Source organism: Candidatus Chlamydia sanziniae, from assembly GCF_001653975.1.
In the GTDB taxonomy this organism is placed as follows: domain Bacteria; phylum Chlamydiota; class Chlamydiia; order Chlamydiales; family Chlamydiaceae; genus Chlamydia; species Chlamydia sanziniae.
The window spans coordinates 780450-797282 of the sequence record NZ_CP014639.1; the positions used below are offsets into that span (position 1 = coordinate 780450).

The following is a 16833-nucleotide window of genomic DNA, read 5'->3' on the forward strand; positions in this document are numbered from 1 at the left end:
GAATCATAACCATAACCTCCTTGATGGTAATCATTTTTTTTGTTAACCTCACTTGTAGGCTAATAGTGATAGCAGGGTAATATGTCTAGCGAATTTGATCAACTAAAGCAATGGAGTACTATTGTTTGCGATAACGGAGATCCTGAATTAGTAAAAGCATCTGGGGCTAAAGATGCCACTACAAATCCCTCGTTGATCCTCAAAATTGCTCAAGAACCACGATTTCAAGAGTTATTAAATGAAGCTGTTGTCTGGGGAATTCGTCAAAACGGTGATGATATTCAAACCCTGACCTTCATTTTGGATAAGATTCAAATTAATTTTGGTTTGGAGATTCTTAAGAACATTTCTGGTCGAATTTCTCTGGAAATCGATGCGCGTCTAGCTTTCAATGTTGAAGCCATGGTACAACGCGCCATTTTTTTTACCGACCTTTATGAAGCTATGGGGGGAGACAAAAAACGCCTATTAATAAAGATTCCTGCGACATGGGAAGGTATCCAAGCTGTAGAGTTGTTAGAAGCAAAAGGCATTGCCTGTAATGTTACTTTGGTTTTTAACCTTATTCAAGCAATTGCTGCCGCCGAAGTCAAGGCGACGATAATTTCACCTTTTGTTGGTCGTATTTATGACTGGTGGATTGCAGCTTATGGAGATGAAGGATATTCTATAGATGCAGACCCTGGAGTTTCTTCAGTAGCAAATATTTATGCTTATTATAAAAAATTCAATATTTCTACTCAAATTATGGCAGCCTCTTTTCGCATGAAAGAACAAGTATTGGCTTTAGCGGGTTGTGATCTTTTAACAGTATCACCTAAAATATTAGAAGAATTGAAAAAATCTCAAAACCCTGTGATTAAAAAATTAGATGCTGCAGAAGCTAAAAAATTAGATGTGCAGCCTATAGAATTAACAGAAAGTGTATTTCGCTTTTTAATGAATGAAGATGCCATGGCGACAGAAAAGCTTGCCGAAGGGGTTCGTATATTTGCTGGAGATACCCAGATTCTTGAAACTGCAGTTACAGAGTTTATTAAGCAGATTGGTGCCGAAGGTACCTAATCTGCTTAATAAATGAGGTCTAGCTCGGAAGTAAGAAAGCGCGAACCTTAAGGCAAATAAAGAAAGATAAAATGAACCGTAATGCGTCGCTATTAGTGTTTTCTTGCCCTTGCTGTTGTAAAGGCTCTGTTTCCTTTTCTATTTTTAATTTAGAAGATATTCTTATTTGTAACTCTTGTGACTCTGCTTATACTTTTGATGCAGTTATGCGAACTGCTATCCGTCAGTTTATAGCCTTGTGTAAAAGAATCTATGAGGCGAACTCTATACTTGGAGATGCTGCAGTTTCAGTATCTATCCAAGATAATAATGTGGACATCCCTTTCCAACTGTTATTTTCGCGTTTTCCCGTAGTTTTAAACCTCTCTCTAGAAGGTAAACAAATTGCTATACGCTTCATTTTTGATGCTTTGAAAAAAACCATATTACATAGCGAAAGCCAAGTCCTCACTTAATGATTATCTTTTATCTCATTCTCTAATGCGTTTAAGGCTTCTTGAAGAATGACATTTCCTGAAGAAGACTCTTTACTAGTAAGCTGAAATGAAGCAACTGTTTTTAAAAAAGTAAAAGAGAGCGTGGGGTAATCATCTAGTGTTGCTGTGCTTGTAACAATATAGGCATTGTGATTTACAATGGTTACAGCTTGAAGACAAAATACACGTCCCCACGAAGATTTTTTTTCCGTTTTGATAATAGTAAACTCGCCGCTGGGTGATTGGATTTGAGTGAATACCGAAGATTCTAACGTGAGTTCATTGGCTTTATGATAAGCTAAAATCTCTTCAATATATTCAGAAAGTTGCTTGGAAGTGACTTCCTGAGCAATATTGATAGTAGGAGTGAGACTCCCGGTTCCCTGACCAATAAAAACAACATCTAACTTTTCAGGAAGTTGTACTTTGTCATCGATGCATTGCCAAGAAGTGGGAATACGGATTGTATAATCTGTATGAGAATACGAAATCCAATTAGAAATAGGGTGGATTTTTTTTGTAGATGTCTTTTCGGTTTGCTTACGCGATCTACCTCTCAGGTTCTCATGCCGAATATTTTTGGATTTATTAAAAAAACATGTCTGTTCATGTTTTCTTAATGTTGTTAGGCGTTGCTTAGACTGAGAAGTTGAAGACTGTCGGCTTGCTTGTGCAGCCCCTAGAGGTATATTAGTAAACAGAAAAGTAAGAAGAACAAGAAGTGTCATAGAAATTTTTATTTAATTTTATTTAAATGGGGTAATGACATAAACTACTGAATTAGTTGAATCATAATGTAATCTTTTTTTAAGATAAACTCTGTTTTCTCAAAAGGTCCGTGGTGTCGTGTAATGACAAATCTTAGCGCAGATGATAAACTTAAACACATTTGTGATACCTTGCGTTTGGAAACTTTGAAACCTGCAGAAGAAGAAGCTTCAGCAGTAGTGCAAAGTGCCAAAGAACAAGCTAAAAGAATCATACAGGAAGCTCAAGATCAAGCTAAAAGTATCCTTGCAACTGCAAAAGAAACAGCGAATCAGAAAATAAAGCAAGGGGAAGCTACTCTTTCTCAAGCAGGCAAGCGCTCTCTAGAAGCTTTAAAACAAGCCGTGGAGCATAAAATTTTCAAAGAATCTTTAGCAGAATGGCTTGAACATATCACTACGGATCCCGAAGTTGTTGCGAAATTAATCACAGCTTTAGTTCAAACTGTTGAAAATCAGGGCATCATGGGGAATCTTATGGCGTCAATAGGAAAACAGGTGAACCCACGCGCAGTGAACGAATTGCTAGGGAAAGCAATAACAACAAAATTACGAAAGAAAGGAATCGTTGCTGGCAGTTTTGTTGGCGGTGTTCAATTAAAAATTGAAGAGAAGAATTGGGTTCTAGACTTAAGCTCAGATACTCTCCTGGATCTCTTCATGCGGTATTTACAAAAAGACTTTCGTGAAATGATATTCCAGGATTCTTAGTATTGCCAGCAATACAATAGAGCCTGTCACTAGATTTAGAGTTAGTATGACTCAATATTATTTTTTATCCTCGTTTCTGCCTCTTCAATTACCTGAAGCTCCGCCAGCTTTTTCTATTGAAGATCTAGACGACCTTTTAAATTTAAATTTATCCAATAAAGATCTGGGCTATTACGAACTTCTCAAGCGTTTTTTTGATTTTGATAATTTTGCTTTTTTTTGGGCAGGGAAATCGCCTCCTCTTTCTTTCGGAACAGTCACTCAGGAAAATGTGGAAAGTATGATCGCACGCCAGCAGTGGACTGATGACTGTGAATTTGAAGATTTTTTTAAGGACTTCTTGATAAAATATAAAACTCCTGAAGAACGTGTATACAATTTTTTCTCTCTCATGCGAGATTTTCTTGTCTACTATCAAAATAGTTCTTCACAGTTTTTACACATGTATTTCACATTTCAACAGCAATTGCGGGTAGTCTTGGCAGGGTTTCGTGCACGTGTGTTACACTTGGATGTTTCTTATGTTTTAAGAGATGAGGATAGTTCGGATCCCATTGTACTTGAAGTATTAATGCAAAAAGACGCTCCGAATTATGAATTGCCTAAAGAATTTTCAGACTTAAAAGGCGTCCTTGAGGATTATGGACGTTTGCCACAAACATTGCATCGTACACTGGCTCTTTACGAATTTCATAAACTCGAGGAATTTTATCGGGAAGCCTATTTTAATGAAAATTTTATATTGGCAAGGGTCACAGCTTATATGTTTGCTATTCGTAACGGCTTGACAAATTTTGCGAAAGGAAATGAAATTATTAATCATATTGAACAGGCAATCACATGGTAATAACCTCAGAACAAACAACACAAGGCTATGTCACAGAAGCCTATGGGAACTTATTGCGCGTGCATTTTGATGGGTATGTACGTCAAGGGGAGGTTGCTTATGTCAATGTAGACGAAACATGGTTAAAGGCTGAGGTTATTGAAGTTGTTGGTCAAGAAGTGAAAATTCAAGTTTTTGAAGATACCCAAGGCATAAATCGTGGTGCTTTGGTTACATTTTCAGGACATCTTTTAGAAGCTGAGCTGGGCCCTGGGTTACTCCAAGGAATTTTTGATGGTTTGCAAAATCGTCTTCAGGTGCTTGCTGAAAGTAGCTCATTTTTGCAAAGAGGAAAATATGCAGCTGCTCTTTCTGACCAATCTCTTTGGGATTATGTTCCCAAAGCTACTGTTGGAGACGTATTAACGCGTGGCGATGTCTTGGGGACAGTAAAAGAAGGACGCTTTATTCATAAGATTATGCTGCCATTCTCTTGTTTTAAAGAAGTTACACTTACTTGGGTGATCTCGGAAGGGAGTTATAATGCTTATACTATAGTGGCAAAAGGTCGTGATTCCTCGGGTCAAGAGCTTTCTTTTACTATGGTGCAAAGATGGCCAATAAAACAAGCTTTTATAGAAGGAGAAAAGATTCCTGCTCATGAAATCATGGATGTTGGCTTAAGAGTATTAGATACACAAGTTCCTATATTGAAAGGAGGAACCTTCTGTACCCCAGGACCTTTTGGTGCGGGTAAGACAGTCTTACAACACCATCTATCGAAATATGCAGCTGTAGATATTGTGATTCTTTGTGCGTGTGGTGAACGTGCCGGCGAGGTGGTTGAGGTATTGCAAGAGTTCCCCCACCTAATTGATCCGCATACAGGGGAATCTTTGATGCATAGGACATGTATTATTTGTAACACCTCCTCTATGCCAGTGGCTGCCAGAGAATCTTCAATTTATTTGGGGGTTACGATTGCAGAATATTATCGCCAGATGGGGTTACATGTGTTGTTGCTTGCAGATTCTACTTCGCGATGGGCTCAAGCTCTTAGAGAAATTTCTGGTCGTCTTGAGGAAATCCCTGGAGAAGAAGCCTTTCCTGCTTATTTGGCTTCCCGTATTGCCACGTTCTATGAGCGTGGGGGAGCTCTAAAGATGAAAGATGGCTCCGAAGGTTCACTAACAATATGTGGAGCCGTATCTCCTGCAGGAGGTAATTTTGAAGAGCCAGTAACACAAGCAACATTGTCTGTAGTAGGAGCTTTTTGTGGCCTTTCTAAGTCACGCGCTGACGCACGACGGTATCCTTCCATAGATCCTATGATGTCTTGGTCGAAATACTTGGATCGGGTAGCTCAAATTTTGGAACATAAAGTTATAGGTTGGGGAGCAGCTGTAAAAAAAGCAGAGAACTTTCTCATTCATGGCTCAGAAATAGATAAACGTATGGAAGTTGTGGGAGAAGAAGGAATTTCCATGGAAGATATGGAAATTTATTTAAAAGCAGAGCTTTACGATTTTTGCTATCTTCAGCAAAATGCCTTTGATCCTGTCGATTGCTACTGTCCTTTTGAGCGACAAATAGAATTGTTCTTACTTATTAGTGGGATTTTCGACACCAAATTTACTTTCGATAGCTCCGATGATGCAAGAAGTTGTTTCCTTGAATTACAAAGCAAGATTAAGACCTTGAATGGGCAGGTGTTTCTTTCTGAAGAATATCTGGAAAGTAAGGAAGTTATTCTTAAGTTGTTAGAAACCAAAGTGATACAAACAACATAGAAAATATGCAAACAATATATACAAAAATTACTGATATCAAAGGAAACTTGATTACTTTAAAAGCAGAAGGCGCATGTTTAGGGGAGTTGGCAGAAATAGAAAGAGCTGATGGAAGATCTTCATATGCTTCTGTACTGCGCTTTGATGCTAACAAAGTTACACTCCAGGTTTTTGGTGGGACCTCAGGATTATCTACAGGCGATCATGTGGTTTTTTTAGGAAGATCCATGGAAGTTATTTATGGGGATTCCTTATTGGGAAGAAGACTGAATGGGGTGGGAAAACCGATAGATGGTGAAGGAGATTGCTTTGGTGAACCAATAGACATTTCCACACCAACATTCAACCCAGTATGTCGTGTTGTGCCTAGAGATATGGTGCGAACCAACATTCCTATGATTGATGTGTTTAATTGCTTAGTAAAATCTCAAAAAATTCCGATTTTTTCATCTGCAGGAGAAAATCATAATGCCCTATTAATGCGTATTGCAAGTCAAACTGATGCCGACATTGTCATTATTGGAGGTATGGGGTTGACATTTGTCGATTATAACTTTTTTGTCGAAGAAGCTAATAAGCTCAGCTTTATAGATAAATGTGTGATGTTTATTCATCAAGCTGTAGATGCTCCTGTAGAATGTGTATTAGTTCCAGACATGGCATTAGCTTGTGCAGAGAAATTCGCTATAGAGAAGAAAAAAAATGTCTTAGTATTGCTTACAGATATGTCAGCCTTTGCTGATGCATTGAAGGAAATTGCGATTACTATGGACCAAATTCCAGCGAATCGTGGGTATCCAGGTTCCCTTTATTCAGATTTAGCATTGCGTTATGAAAAAGCTGTGGATATTGCAGGTGGAGGTTCTATTACTATTGTGGCTGTCACAACGATGCCAGGAGACGATATTACACATCCTATTCCGGATAACACAGGATTTATTACTGAAGGACAGTTTTATTTAAAAAATAATCGTATTGATCCTTTTGGTTCCTTATCACGTCTTAAACAGTTAGTCATTGGTAAAGTAACTCGTGAAGATCATGGAGATTTAGCAAACGCATTAATCCGTCTCTATGCGGATTCTCGTAAAGCTGCGGAGAGGATGTCCATGGGGTTTAAGCTTTCTACTTGGGATAAGCATCTTTTAGCTTTTGCAGAACTCTTTGAAACGCGCTTGATGAGCTTAGATGTAAATACTCCTTTAGAAGAAGCCCTGGATATTGGCTGGAAAATTCTTGCACAAAATTTTACTTGTGAAGAAGTGGGGATCAAAGAACATTTAATAAATAAGTATTGGCCGAAGTTATGTCCGACCAAATCAAGCTGACCAAACATACCCTACGCCTAGAAAAAACTAAGCTTGCACGTTTAGAGGCCTATCTTCCCACTCTGAAGCTCAAAAAAGCTCTACTTCAAGCCGAAGTACACATGGCGAATCGAGACTTTATTAAGAAAAAAAAGATCTATAAACAAGCTCGTGATCGGGTGTATGCTTTTGCAGAACTATTTAGTATTCCTTTGTACATTGATTGTATAAAAAAGAGCTTTACCATTGATAGTGTGGATAAGGACTATGAGAATATCGCTGGAGTAGAGATTCCCTTAATAAGAAATGTTACCTTGGCTCTTCCTTCCTATCCTCTCTTAGGTACTCCGATATGGCTAGATGGTTTAATTTCATCTTCTCAAGAATTTGTCAGGACTAAAGTGTTTGCTGAAGTTGCAGAAGAACGCCGGAAAATTCTAGAGGAAGAGTTACGTTCAGTTTCAATCCGTGTTAATTTGTTTGAGAAAAAACTCATTCCTGGAACTAAAGAAACGCTTAAAAAAATTGCTATTTTCCTAAGTGATCGTAGTATTACAGATGTTGGTCAGGTCAAAATGGCAAAAAAGAAAATAGAATTGCGCAAGGGGAAGGATACGTGCGAGTAGATGTTCATAAATATCTTTTTATTGGACTAGATAAATCGGATTTTTTTTCTGCAAGTAGAGATCTCGGCATCATAGAATTTATTTCTAAGAAGCACTTTGTAACTCCGGCGTATGGGCGACGCTTTATCGATTGTTTAAAAATTTTTAATCGTTTAGAAGAAGAGTATTCTGAAGATGCATTACAATTCGTAAAGATTGGCGAACTCTCTGTTGATGAGATTTTGACAGAAGTCCTCACTTTGAATCAGGAAATCCAAGAATTAGCAGAAAATGTAAAGGCTTTAGGACAAGAAATTGTTAGAGTAAAACCCTTAGGACGATTTTCTTCCAGTGAGATCGCGGATTTTTCACAACGTACAGGGTTGTCACTTCGGTTTTTCTACCGAAAACATCGCGAAGGCCAAGAAGTAGAGGAAAACCAACAAAATGTATTCTATCTTTCAACAGCGTATAACTTTGATTATTACGTAGTCATCGGCATTGTAGATCTCTCCAAGGATTTGTATACAGAAATAGAAGCAGGAAGATCTGTAAATGAACTTCAGGAAGAACTTGCAGCGCTGCAACGTCAAATTCATCAGAGGTCGAATAGACTTTGCGAACTTTATGCGTATCGTGACGAAGTTATCCGTGGTTTATATGTGTATGACAATGCGCAACAATTACGCCAAGCTGAAGAATGCAGTCAGGAATTCTTTAACGGCAAAGTTTTTGCTGTCCAAGGATGGGTAATTGCCAAGAAAATCAAAGATCTTCAAGCTCTCTGTGACTACCACCAAATCTATATGAAAAGGGTGGCTATAAATCCTGAGGAAACTGTGCCTACATATTTAGAGAATAAAGGCATGGGCATGATGGGAGAAGATCTTATCAATATCTACGATACTCCCGCTTCTTCTGATAAAGATCCCTCTTCTTGGGTTTTTGTCTTCTTTGTAGTTTTCTTTTCTATGATTGTTAACGATGCGGGTTACGGATTTTTATTTCTTGCTTCCTCGCTATTCTTTGCCTACAAGTATCGTCGTAAAATAAAGACTTCCAAACATCTTGCTCGCTTTATTAGGATGTTTGCTATCCTAGGACTGGGATGTATATGTTGGGGAGCTACGACAACTTCGTTTTTTGGCGTTACTGTTGGTAACACCAGTATTTTAAGAAAGTATTCACTTACCCACGCTCTTGCTCTGCAAAAGGCAAAGTACTACTTAAAATTCCGACCCGCTCCGTATAAAGAACTTATTAATGAATATCCGACTTTAAAGTCTATCCGAGATCCCGAGAACTTTTTGTTGGCAGCGGAAACTAACAGTGGGGAATACGAAGCTCATGCTGTGGTTTATAATAAATTTATTGATCATATCCTTATGGAGCTTGCTCTTGTTATTGGGGTCGTCCATCTTTCTTTGGGGATGTTTCGCTATTGTCGATATCGCTACTCCGGAATTGGTTGGGTGATATTTATGCTTAGTGCCTACCTTTATGTGCCCATGTATTTGCATACCCTATCTTTAATCCATTATGTGTTTGGTGTGCCTTATGAACTCGGAAGCTATCTAGGATATTATGGTATGTTTTTTGGGATTGGCGTTGCGGTGGTGCTGGCAGTTATACAGAAAAGTTGGCGCGGAATTGAAGAACTGGTTGCTGTGATTCAGGTGTTTTCTGATGTTCTTTCCTACTTGCGTATTTACGCTTTAGGGTTAGCAGGCGCTATGATGGGAGCTACTTTTAATCAACTGGGAGCACGTCTACCAATTCTTCTCGGTGCTATAGTGATTTTGTTAGGTCATTCTGTGAATATCATTCTTTCTATCATGGGAGGAGTCATCCATGGGTTAAGGCTGAATTTTATCGAGTGGTATCACTACAGCTTTGACGGGGGAGGACGGCCACTGCGTCCTTTAAAAAAAGTAACCTACTATCAGGAAATTGATACTTAAAGTATTCAAAGTATTCACTTAGATAATAATTCCGAGGTTTGATACACTCGATATATTTTTAAAGAAGAACATAGGAAAATCTTTAGTGACCTAGGTTTTTCTAAGGACTTTTCAAAACGGATCGTACGGGGTACGTAATGATTGATTTATCTGTTGTTGGACCTGCTTTAGTCTTGGGGCTGGCAATGATAGGGAGTGCTATAGGCTGTGGTATTGCTGGCGTTGCTTCGCATGCTGTAATGTCTCGAATAGATGAAGGACATGGTAAGCTGATAGGTATGTCCGCTATGCCCTCTTCGCAATCGATCTATGGTTTTATTTTGATGTTGCTTATGCAGACATCGATTAAAAATGGGTCTCTGTCAGCAGCTGGAGGTATTGCTATAGGCTTATCCGTAGGAGCAGCACTGCTCCTATCTGCAGTGATGCAAGGTAAGTGCTGCGTTAGCGGAATTCAGGCTTACGCTCGGTCGTCATCGATTTATGGTAAATGTTATGCCGCTATTGGGATTGTCGAGTCGTTTGCACTCTTTGCTGTTGTTTTTGCGTTATTATTACTCTAAAGCTCTATTTGCTTTTACGTTATTGCTCTTAGGAAACTTTTTATGTTTGTCAGGTTGTTTTGAGCCTACACTCTCCTCATTTACAGAGTATATAGATACCGAATATACATCCGCAGCACAGCTGGATATCGAACAGGGGAGCATGCATGAAGTTTTTGGCCAGCAAGTTATAGTCAGCTGGACCCTTCCTTCTCGTATGCGAAAATGTTTACCAGCAACCCTGTATCTCTGGGTATATTATGGGAATGGTACGGTTGAAAAACTTATCTATGAAGTAAATCAGCTTGCAGGTTACCGTGTCTATTGCCTTAAAGGGCATAATTACGAGGAAATGCAAGGTATTGTTTCTTACCATATAACGTTATGCAGTGGAGATAAGGAGATTGTGAGTAGACGTCATCACCTATGGATGGAGGTCATTTCAGTAGATAACTCGTCCTTGTTATAAGTACTTCCTGAATATCACAAATATCTCTATCCTGTTTTAATAATCATTTGAATACACAGAAGATAATGAAAAAAGAAGATTTCCCAAAAACTTATAACTCTAAGGATATAGAAAAATCTTTATATGCTTTCTGGGAAGAGAATGGCATGTTTCACGCCGATACCTCAAGTGACAGACCCTCGTATTCTTTGGTTATGCCCCCGCCCAATGTTACAGGAATCCTACACATGGGTCATGCTTTAGTAAATATTCTGCAGGATATTTTAGTACGCTACAAACGGATGTCAGGCTTTGTAACTTGTTGGGTGCCGGGGACAGACCATGCAGGAATTGCTACTCAAAGTGTAGTAGAGAGATATCTTCATGCAAAGTATGGAAAGTGTCGTGCAGACTATTCTCGTGAAGAATTTCTGAATCACATTTGGGAATGGAAAGAAAAAAGTGAATCCGTAATTCTCTCACAATTACGACAGTTGGGTTGTTCTTGTGATTGGGATAGAAAATGCTTTACTATGGACCCTCTAGCCAATCACGCTGTAAAAAAAGCATTCAAAACTCTATTTGAGCAGGGGCATATTTACCGTGGCTACTACCTTGTGAACTGGGATCCTGTATTGCAAACTGCTCTCGCTGATGACGAAGTAGAATATGAAGAAAAAGAAGGGTGGTTATATTACATTAGGTATCGCGTTGTAAACTCCGAGACCTCTGTTGTAGTAGCAACAACACGTCCAGAAACCCTATTAGGCGACACTGCAATTGCTGTTCATCCCGATGACACCCGCTATACAGAGCTTATTGGTGCTAAAGTTATGCTTCCCTTTGTTCACCGTGAGATTCCTATCATTGGGGATATTTCGGTAGAGCCTACCTTCGGTACGGGAGCTGTGAAGATCACTCCTGCACACGATAAAGACGACTATCGCATAGGCAGAAACCACAACCTCCCCATGGTGAATATCTTAACACCTAAAGGAGAGATTAATGAGAACGGAGGACCTTTTGCTGGACTTAAGAAAGAACAAGCTCGTCAGGAGATTATCACAGCACTGGAAAACCTGAAACTCTTCGTAAAACAGGAGCCTTATATCCTCCGCATAGGGATCTCTTATCGGTCAGGAGCTGTAATCGAACCCTACCTTTCAAAACAATGGTTTGTTTCAGTTTCTAGCTTTCGAGCACCCTTAAGAGAGTTTGTTGATAACAAGAGTATCCGCATTTTTCCTAAGGAGTTTACCAAAAATTATCTGTCTTGGGTGAATAACCTTAGAGATTGGTGTATTAGTCGGCAATTATGGTGGGGGCATCGTATTCCTGTATGGTATCATAAAGATAATGAAGACCGTATGTTATGCTATGATGGTGAAGATATCCCCGAAGAAGTTGTTCAAGACCCTGAAAATTGGTATCAAGATCCCGATGTTTTAGATACTTGGTTTTCTTCTGCGTTATGGCCCCTTACTTGTTTTGGATGGCCAAGCAAGGAGACTTCGGATTTAAAGAAGTTTTATCCCACCTCAGTATTGGTTACGGGGCATGATATTCTCTTTTTCTGGGTAACTCGTATGGTGTTGCTATGTTCTGCCATGTCTGGACAGAAACCCTTCTTTGAAGTTTTCTTGCACGGGCTAATTTTTGGAAAGTCATATAAACGTCACAGTACCACAGGAAATTGGGCTTACATTGTAGGAGAAGAAAAACATTCTTACGATATGGGTAAGGAGTGTCCTAGTGACGTCATTGCTAAATGGGAAAAGCTCTCCAAGTCTAAAGGTAATGTTATTGATCCTTTGCAAATGATAGACACTTATGGAGCCGACGCTGTTCGTATGGTCCTGTGTTCATGTGCAAATCGTGGTGAGCAAATAGATCTTGATTATAGGTTATTTGAAGAATATAAGAATTTTGCAAATAAGGTATGGAATGGTGCGAGGTTTATCTTCAGCCATATTGCTGATCTAAAGGGAAAAGATCTTCTCTCGGGTATAGACCCAGTTTCTTTAGGACTCGAAGATTTTTATGTTCTTCATAGTTTTAACCAAATTATAAAGCAGATAGAAGAAGCATATATAAGTTATTCCTTTGATAAAATTTCAACTCTTGCCTATGAATTTTTCCGTAATGATTTGTGTTCTACATACTTAGAAATTATTAAGCCGATTCTTTTTGGCAAACAAGGTAATGAAAATACAAGAACAGCAAAGCGTAAGTTATTAGTTGTACTTTTAGTAAATGTATTGGGAATTCTTCATCCTGTAGCCCCTTTCATTACAGAAACCCTGTTTTTAAAAGTTAAGGAAATATTGGGAGATATTCCAGAGGGATGTGGAGACGTATTCACAAGCCATACTTTGACAATGTTGCGTGCGCGTGCATGTATGGAGGCCTCGTACCCTAAGCCATTCAAGATTGATATGCCAGATGATCTTAATGAATCGTTTATGTTCGCACAAAGACTCGTATATACCGTAAGGAATATCCGTGGGGAGATGCAGCTTGACCCTCGCCTTTCTCTAGACGCTTTTGCTATTTGTAGTGGAGATAAAGATATTCAACCTTATGTTCCGATTATTCAGGCTTTGGGAGGACTCACCTCTATCCAGATAGTATTAGAGGAACCTCAAGGACGTCTGTATAGTCTTGGTGTTGTAGATAGTATCCGTCTGGGAATTTTTGTACCTGAAAAATATCTAGCTAAAGAAAAAACTCGCTTAGAAAAAGAAAAACAAAGACTCGAGCGCAATGTTCAAAATATCAAGCGTTTACTTAGTAGTAAGAGTTTTTGTGAGAAAGCAGATCCTGATCTTGTTCGTGGGAAAGAGGAAATTTTAAAGAATAGTTGTATAGAGTTACAAAACATTCTTGATAAACTTATATCGTTTTCCTAACACAGAGGACCGGGCTTCTGTGCACCGCTATAATATTATCAGAATGATTGGAAAGGGAGGGATGGGTGAAGTCTATCTTGCTTACGACTCGTCCTGTTTGCGTAAGGTCGCTCTTAAGAAAATCCGGGAAGATTTGTCTGAACACTTGGTGTTGAAAAAGCGCTTTTTGCGAGAAGCAAGAATTGCTGCAGATCTTGCCCACCCCGGTATTGTTCCTGTCTATACAATCTGTAGTGAAAGTGATCCCGTCTATTATACCATGCCCTATATAGAAGGATATACGCTAAAAAATTTACTTAAAAGTGTTTGGCAATGTGAACCTTTATCCAAAGAGCTTGCGGAGCAAACCTCAGTAAGAACATTCTTGTCTATTTTTCATAAGCTCTGTTCTACAATAGAATACGTCCATTCTCGAGGTATTCTTCATCGCGATCTTAAACCAGACAATATCCTCCTAGGAATCTTTAGTGAAGTCGTCATTTTAGATTGGGGAGCTGCGGTTTCTTGTGGTGAAAAAGATGAACTCTTTACAAATGATCTGAAGGAAAAAGAGCTTTCGTCAAACATGACAATTCCAGGTAGAATTGTGGGCACTCCCGATTACATGGCTCCTGAGCGTCTCCTTGGAAATCCCGCTTCCGAAAGCACGGACATTTATGCTTTAGGTGTTATCCTTTATCAAATGTTGACACTCTCCTTTCCTTATAGAAGAAGAAGAGGTCAAAAGATCCTGGTAAATAGCGAAGCTACAATTCCTTACCCAGAAGAAATTGCTCCTTATCGAGAAATTCCTCCCTTTCTTTCCTCAGTAGTGATGAAGGCTCTTGCTGTAAATCCTGCGGCACGTTACTTATCCGTCGCGGAACTTAAGAAAGATATTGATCACCATTTACAAGGAAGTCCGAAATGGACACTAACAACGACGCTTCATCCTCGAGAATCTTATAGTTGGAAGTTACAAGAACCTATTCTGTTGTCTAAGTATTTTCCTATGTTAGAAGTTTCGCCAGCATCGTGGTACAGCTTGGCTATCTCTACTATAGAAAGCTTCTCTGAAGTGCGTTTGGAATACTCTTTGTCTAGGAAAGGCTTAACAGAAGGATTTGGTATTTTACTTCCTCCGTCAGAAAATGCCTTACGTGGGGATTTTTACCACGGCTATGGCTTTTGGCTTCATACCAAAGAACATGTGTTTTCTGTATCTCTTATAAAGAATGGACTGGAGATTCAAAAAACACAGCACAAAGTAGATACAATGAACGAGGCTTTTTCCATAGTGTTGGAAAAACGTGATCATTGCGTATCCTTGTCTATCGATGGTGTCCCTTGGCTTATCCATATCGACTACCTCCCTAGTCGCGGTGGACCTATCGCTGTCATCGTTCAAGATATGACAGATGTCCACGGAAGTATCAGTATTCTAGAAAGTAGTGGTGCTCTCCAGGTAAGTTGTCTTGCTGTTCCGGATGCCTTTCTTTCCGAAAAACTTTATGATCGCGCTTTGACTTTATATCGTAGAATTGCTAAGTCCTTCCCCGGACGTCGTGAAGGCTATGAAGCACAATTTCGTGCAGGAATTACCGTATTGGAAAGGGCTTCAGAGCACAATGAAGAACAGGGATTTTATTATGCTCTCGAAGAATTTGCACACCTACACCATAGTTCCGGCGCTCCTTTGGAATATTTAGGAAAATCTCTAGTATACCAAAGGCTTGGTGAATATAATGAAGAAATTAAAAGCCTTTTGTTAGGTCTGAAGCGCTACCCACAACATCCTGAAATCCCAAGATTGAAAGATCATATAGTTTATCGACTGTATGAAAGTTTTCATAAATGTCATTACGTAGCTTTAGCCTTCACTCTTTTGGTTCTACAGGTAGCCCCTCAGTTAATAACTGTAGAACAGGAAGAAAAATTATTCGCGTGGTTGGGAGGCAAAATCAGCAATACGTTATTTTGTCGCTTGGATAGGACTTCCTTGGACTTTCGTTCTTCTAAAATGGAATTATTTTTAAGCTACTGGTCAGGATTTACACCTCACCTTCCAGGTTTGCTACACAGAGCTTGGGATCTGAAAGATTCAAGAATGCTTGTAGAGATTTTCTACACAGCCCTAGATCTTGGAAATTATCAATTTATAAACACCCATGCGGATGTCCTCAGAGGATATATTCAAGATGCCACTTGTCCCAAAGAAGAAGTAGAAATCTCCTGTGAGGAATTGTGTTGTTTTCTTTCTTGTCTGGAGGCAATCAGTATACAGGCGCCTCTTAAGGAAATCTTCGCTGATATCGCGACCTTGTCATCCACTCTTATTCTCTACCTTTTCGATTTGTTTGCTAAAGATGCTTTTATACACTATCGAGCAGAAACAATATTTGATGCGATTTTGAAGGTAAAACCTTATATTCCCTCAAACCTTTATCAGGAATATCTTCTTCCTTATGAAATTCGCGCACATCTTTGGAATCATAATGGAGAAAAAGCAGGTGAGTTACTCCACAGCTATCAAGCCAATCAGTGGATAGATGACAGTGCAGAAATCTTTATTCTTTATGGATGTTGGCTTGCTCTTGTAGAAGATCATAGTTTTGTAGAACTGCATTTTGATGCTTGTACAGAAGAGTGTGTTTTTCCCCCCTCTTTGCTGGCGCGTGCTTGTGGGCGTCTAGGGCTATCGGATGATTCTCTCAGTTACCAAGAGCGTCGTTTGTTGCTGCAACAGAAGTTTCTTTATTTCCATTGTTTAGGAAGATATGAAGAACGAGATAGGTGCAAAGATGCGTACGAACGCCTTCCTACAGAGTTCCCACTTTAATCTAAGTTGTACTGTTTACCATGGTTTTGAAATAAATAGTTTTTCATTAAAGAACGATCACTTGAAAAGATGTTTTTGGAAGCTCCTGCAAAGAGTAGCTCCCCACCTTGTATTCCTGCTCCAGGACCGAGTTCAATCATATAGTCTGCTTGTTCTAGTACTCCCAGATTATATTCGACACAGATTATAGAGTGACCTTCATCTACTAAGTTATGAAAAAGCTGAGGTAACTGCCTTGTTCTCGCAACATCTAAAGAAGAGGATAATTCATCAATAAGAAAGAGGGTGGAGTTCTCTTGTTTTTGATAGAGAAACCATGCCATTTTTAACGCTGTTTTTTCACTAAAAGAAAGGGAAGTCAGTGTTTGCCCTAGAGGTAAGTAGCCAAGGCCTGCCTGTAATAGGGCGTGCAACGGTTTTTGTATTTTTTTAATAAAAGGAAAATGTCCTCTTATCATTTCAAGAGGGGTTTGAAGCAGCTCACCAAAATGTTTACCTTCATAGAGTACTTCTTGAGCGAGAGGTTGAATGCGGTACCCAGAACAGGTGGGACAGGAACGCTTTTCTAAAGCATAGAAAGCACGGTCTATGAGTTGGTAGCCTAACCC

13 protein-coding genes are annotated in these 16833 nt (G+C 39.2%); 12 read left to right on the forward strand and 1 reads right to left on the reverse strand.

Features of this window, described 5'->3' with window-relative positions:
- The first annotated feature begins 81 nt into the window (after nt 1-81).
- Together tal and Cs308_RS03385 are read left to right on the forward strand one after the other, a co-directional pair.
- The gene (gene tal, locus Cs308_RS03380; protein WP_066482556.1) at nt 82-1065 is read left to right on the forward strand and encodes a transaldolase; all 984 of its coding nucleotides are present in this window, start codon (nt 82-84) and stop codon (nt 1063-1065) included.
- A gap of 71 nt (nt 1066-1136) precedes the next feature.
- Complete coding sequence (locus tag Cs308_RS03385; protein ID WP_066482558.1) at nt 1137-1520, forward strand: ferredoxin; 384 nt, start codon at nt 1137-1139, stop codon at nt 1518-1520.
- Here the strand turns inward: Cs308_RS03385 and Cs308_RS03390 are convergent.
- The gene (locus tag Cs308_RS03390; protein ID WP_066482560.1) at nt 1517-2269 is read right to left on the reverse strand and encodes a hypothetical protein; all 753 of its coding nucleotides are present in this window, start codon (nt 2267-2269) and stop codon (nt 1517-1519) included. The two genes, Cs308_RS03385 and Cs308_RS03390, sit on opposite strands and share 4 nt — an antisense overlap.
- A 123-nt stretch (nt 2270-2392) precedes the next feature.
- On the opposite strand from Cs308_RS03390, the gene Cs308_RS03395 reads away from it, so the two are divergent.
- From Cs308_RS03395 to pknD, 10 genes are all read left to right on the forward strand, one after another.
- A complete protein-coding gene (locus tag Cs308_RS03395) occupies nt 2393-3019 on the forward strand; it encodes a V-type ATP synthase subunit E (RefSeq protein WP_066482564.1) in 627 nt (208 codons plus the stop codon).
- Between the two features lie 46 nt (nt 3020-3065).
- Entirely contained in the window at nt 3066-3866 is an 801-nt protein-coding gene (locus tag Cs308_RS03400) for a DUF2764 family protein (protein ID WP_066482566.1), read from the forward strand.
- Nucleotides 3860-5635 carry a V-type ATP synthase subunit A gene (locus Cs308_RS03405; protein ID WP_066482568.1) on the forward strand — a complete coding sequence of 592 codons (1776 nt, stop codon included), beginning with the start codon at nt 3860-3862 and terminating at the stop codon, nt 5633-5635. The genes Cs308_RS03400 and Cs308_RS03405 overlap by 7 nt, the downstream gene beginning before the upstream one ends.
- Before the next feature lie 5 nt (nt 5636-5640).
- A complete protein-coding gene (locus Cs308_RS03410; protein WP_066482570.1) occupies nt 5641-6963 on the forward strand; it encodes a V-type ATP synthase subunit B in 1323 nt (440 codons plus the stop codon).
- Nucleotides 6942-7568, forward strand: a complete 627-nt coding sequence (locus Cs308_RS03415) for a V-type ATP synthase subunit D (protein WP_066482574.1) — start codon at nt 6942-6944, stop codon at nt 7566-7568. Before Cs308_RS03410 ends, Cs308_RS03415 begins: the two co-directional genes overlap by 22 nt.
- Entirely contained in the window at nt 7559-9508 is a 1950-nt protein-coding gene (locus Cs308_RS03420; RefSeq protein ID WP_066482579.1) for a V-type ATP synthase subunit I, read from the forward strand. The genes Cs308_RS03415 and Cs308_RS03420 overlap by 10 nt, the downstream gene beginning before the upstream one ends.
- Before the next feature lie 137 nt (nt 9509-9645).
- Nucleotides 9646-10071, forward strand: coding sequence for an ATP synthase subunit C (locus tag Cs308_RS03425; RefSeq protein ID WP_066482581.1), 426 nt, complete (start codon nt 9646-9648; stop codon nt 10069-10071).
- The gene (locus tag Cs308_RS03430) at nt 9992-10519 is read left to right on the forward strand and encodes an acyl-CoA dehydrogenase (protein WP_197481285.1); all 528 of its coding nucleotides are present in this window, start codon (nt 9992-9994) and stop codon (nt 10517-10519) included. The genes Cs308_RS03425 and Cs308_RS03430 overlap by 80 nt, the downstream gene beginning before the upstream one ends.
- 65 nt (nt 10520-10584) lie before the next feature.
- The gene (locus Cs308_RS03435; RefSeq protein ID WP_066482587.1) at nt 10585-13407 is read left to right on the forward strand and encodes a valine--tRNA ligase; all 2823 of its coding nucleotides are present in this window, start codon (nt 10585-10587) and stop codon (nt 13405-13407) included.
- Between the two features lie 19 nt (nt 13408-13426).
- The gene (pknD, locus tag Cs308_RS03440) at nt 13427-16225 is read left to right on the forward strand and encodes a serine/threonine-protein kinase PknD (RefSeq protein WP_066483430.1); all 2799 of its coding nucleotides are present in this window, start codon (nt 13427-13429) and stop codon (nt 16223-16225) included.
- The last annotated feature ends 608 nt before the right edge of the window (nt 16226-16833 follow it).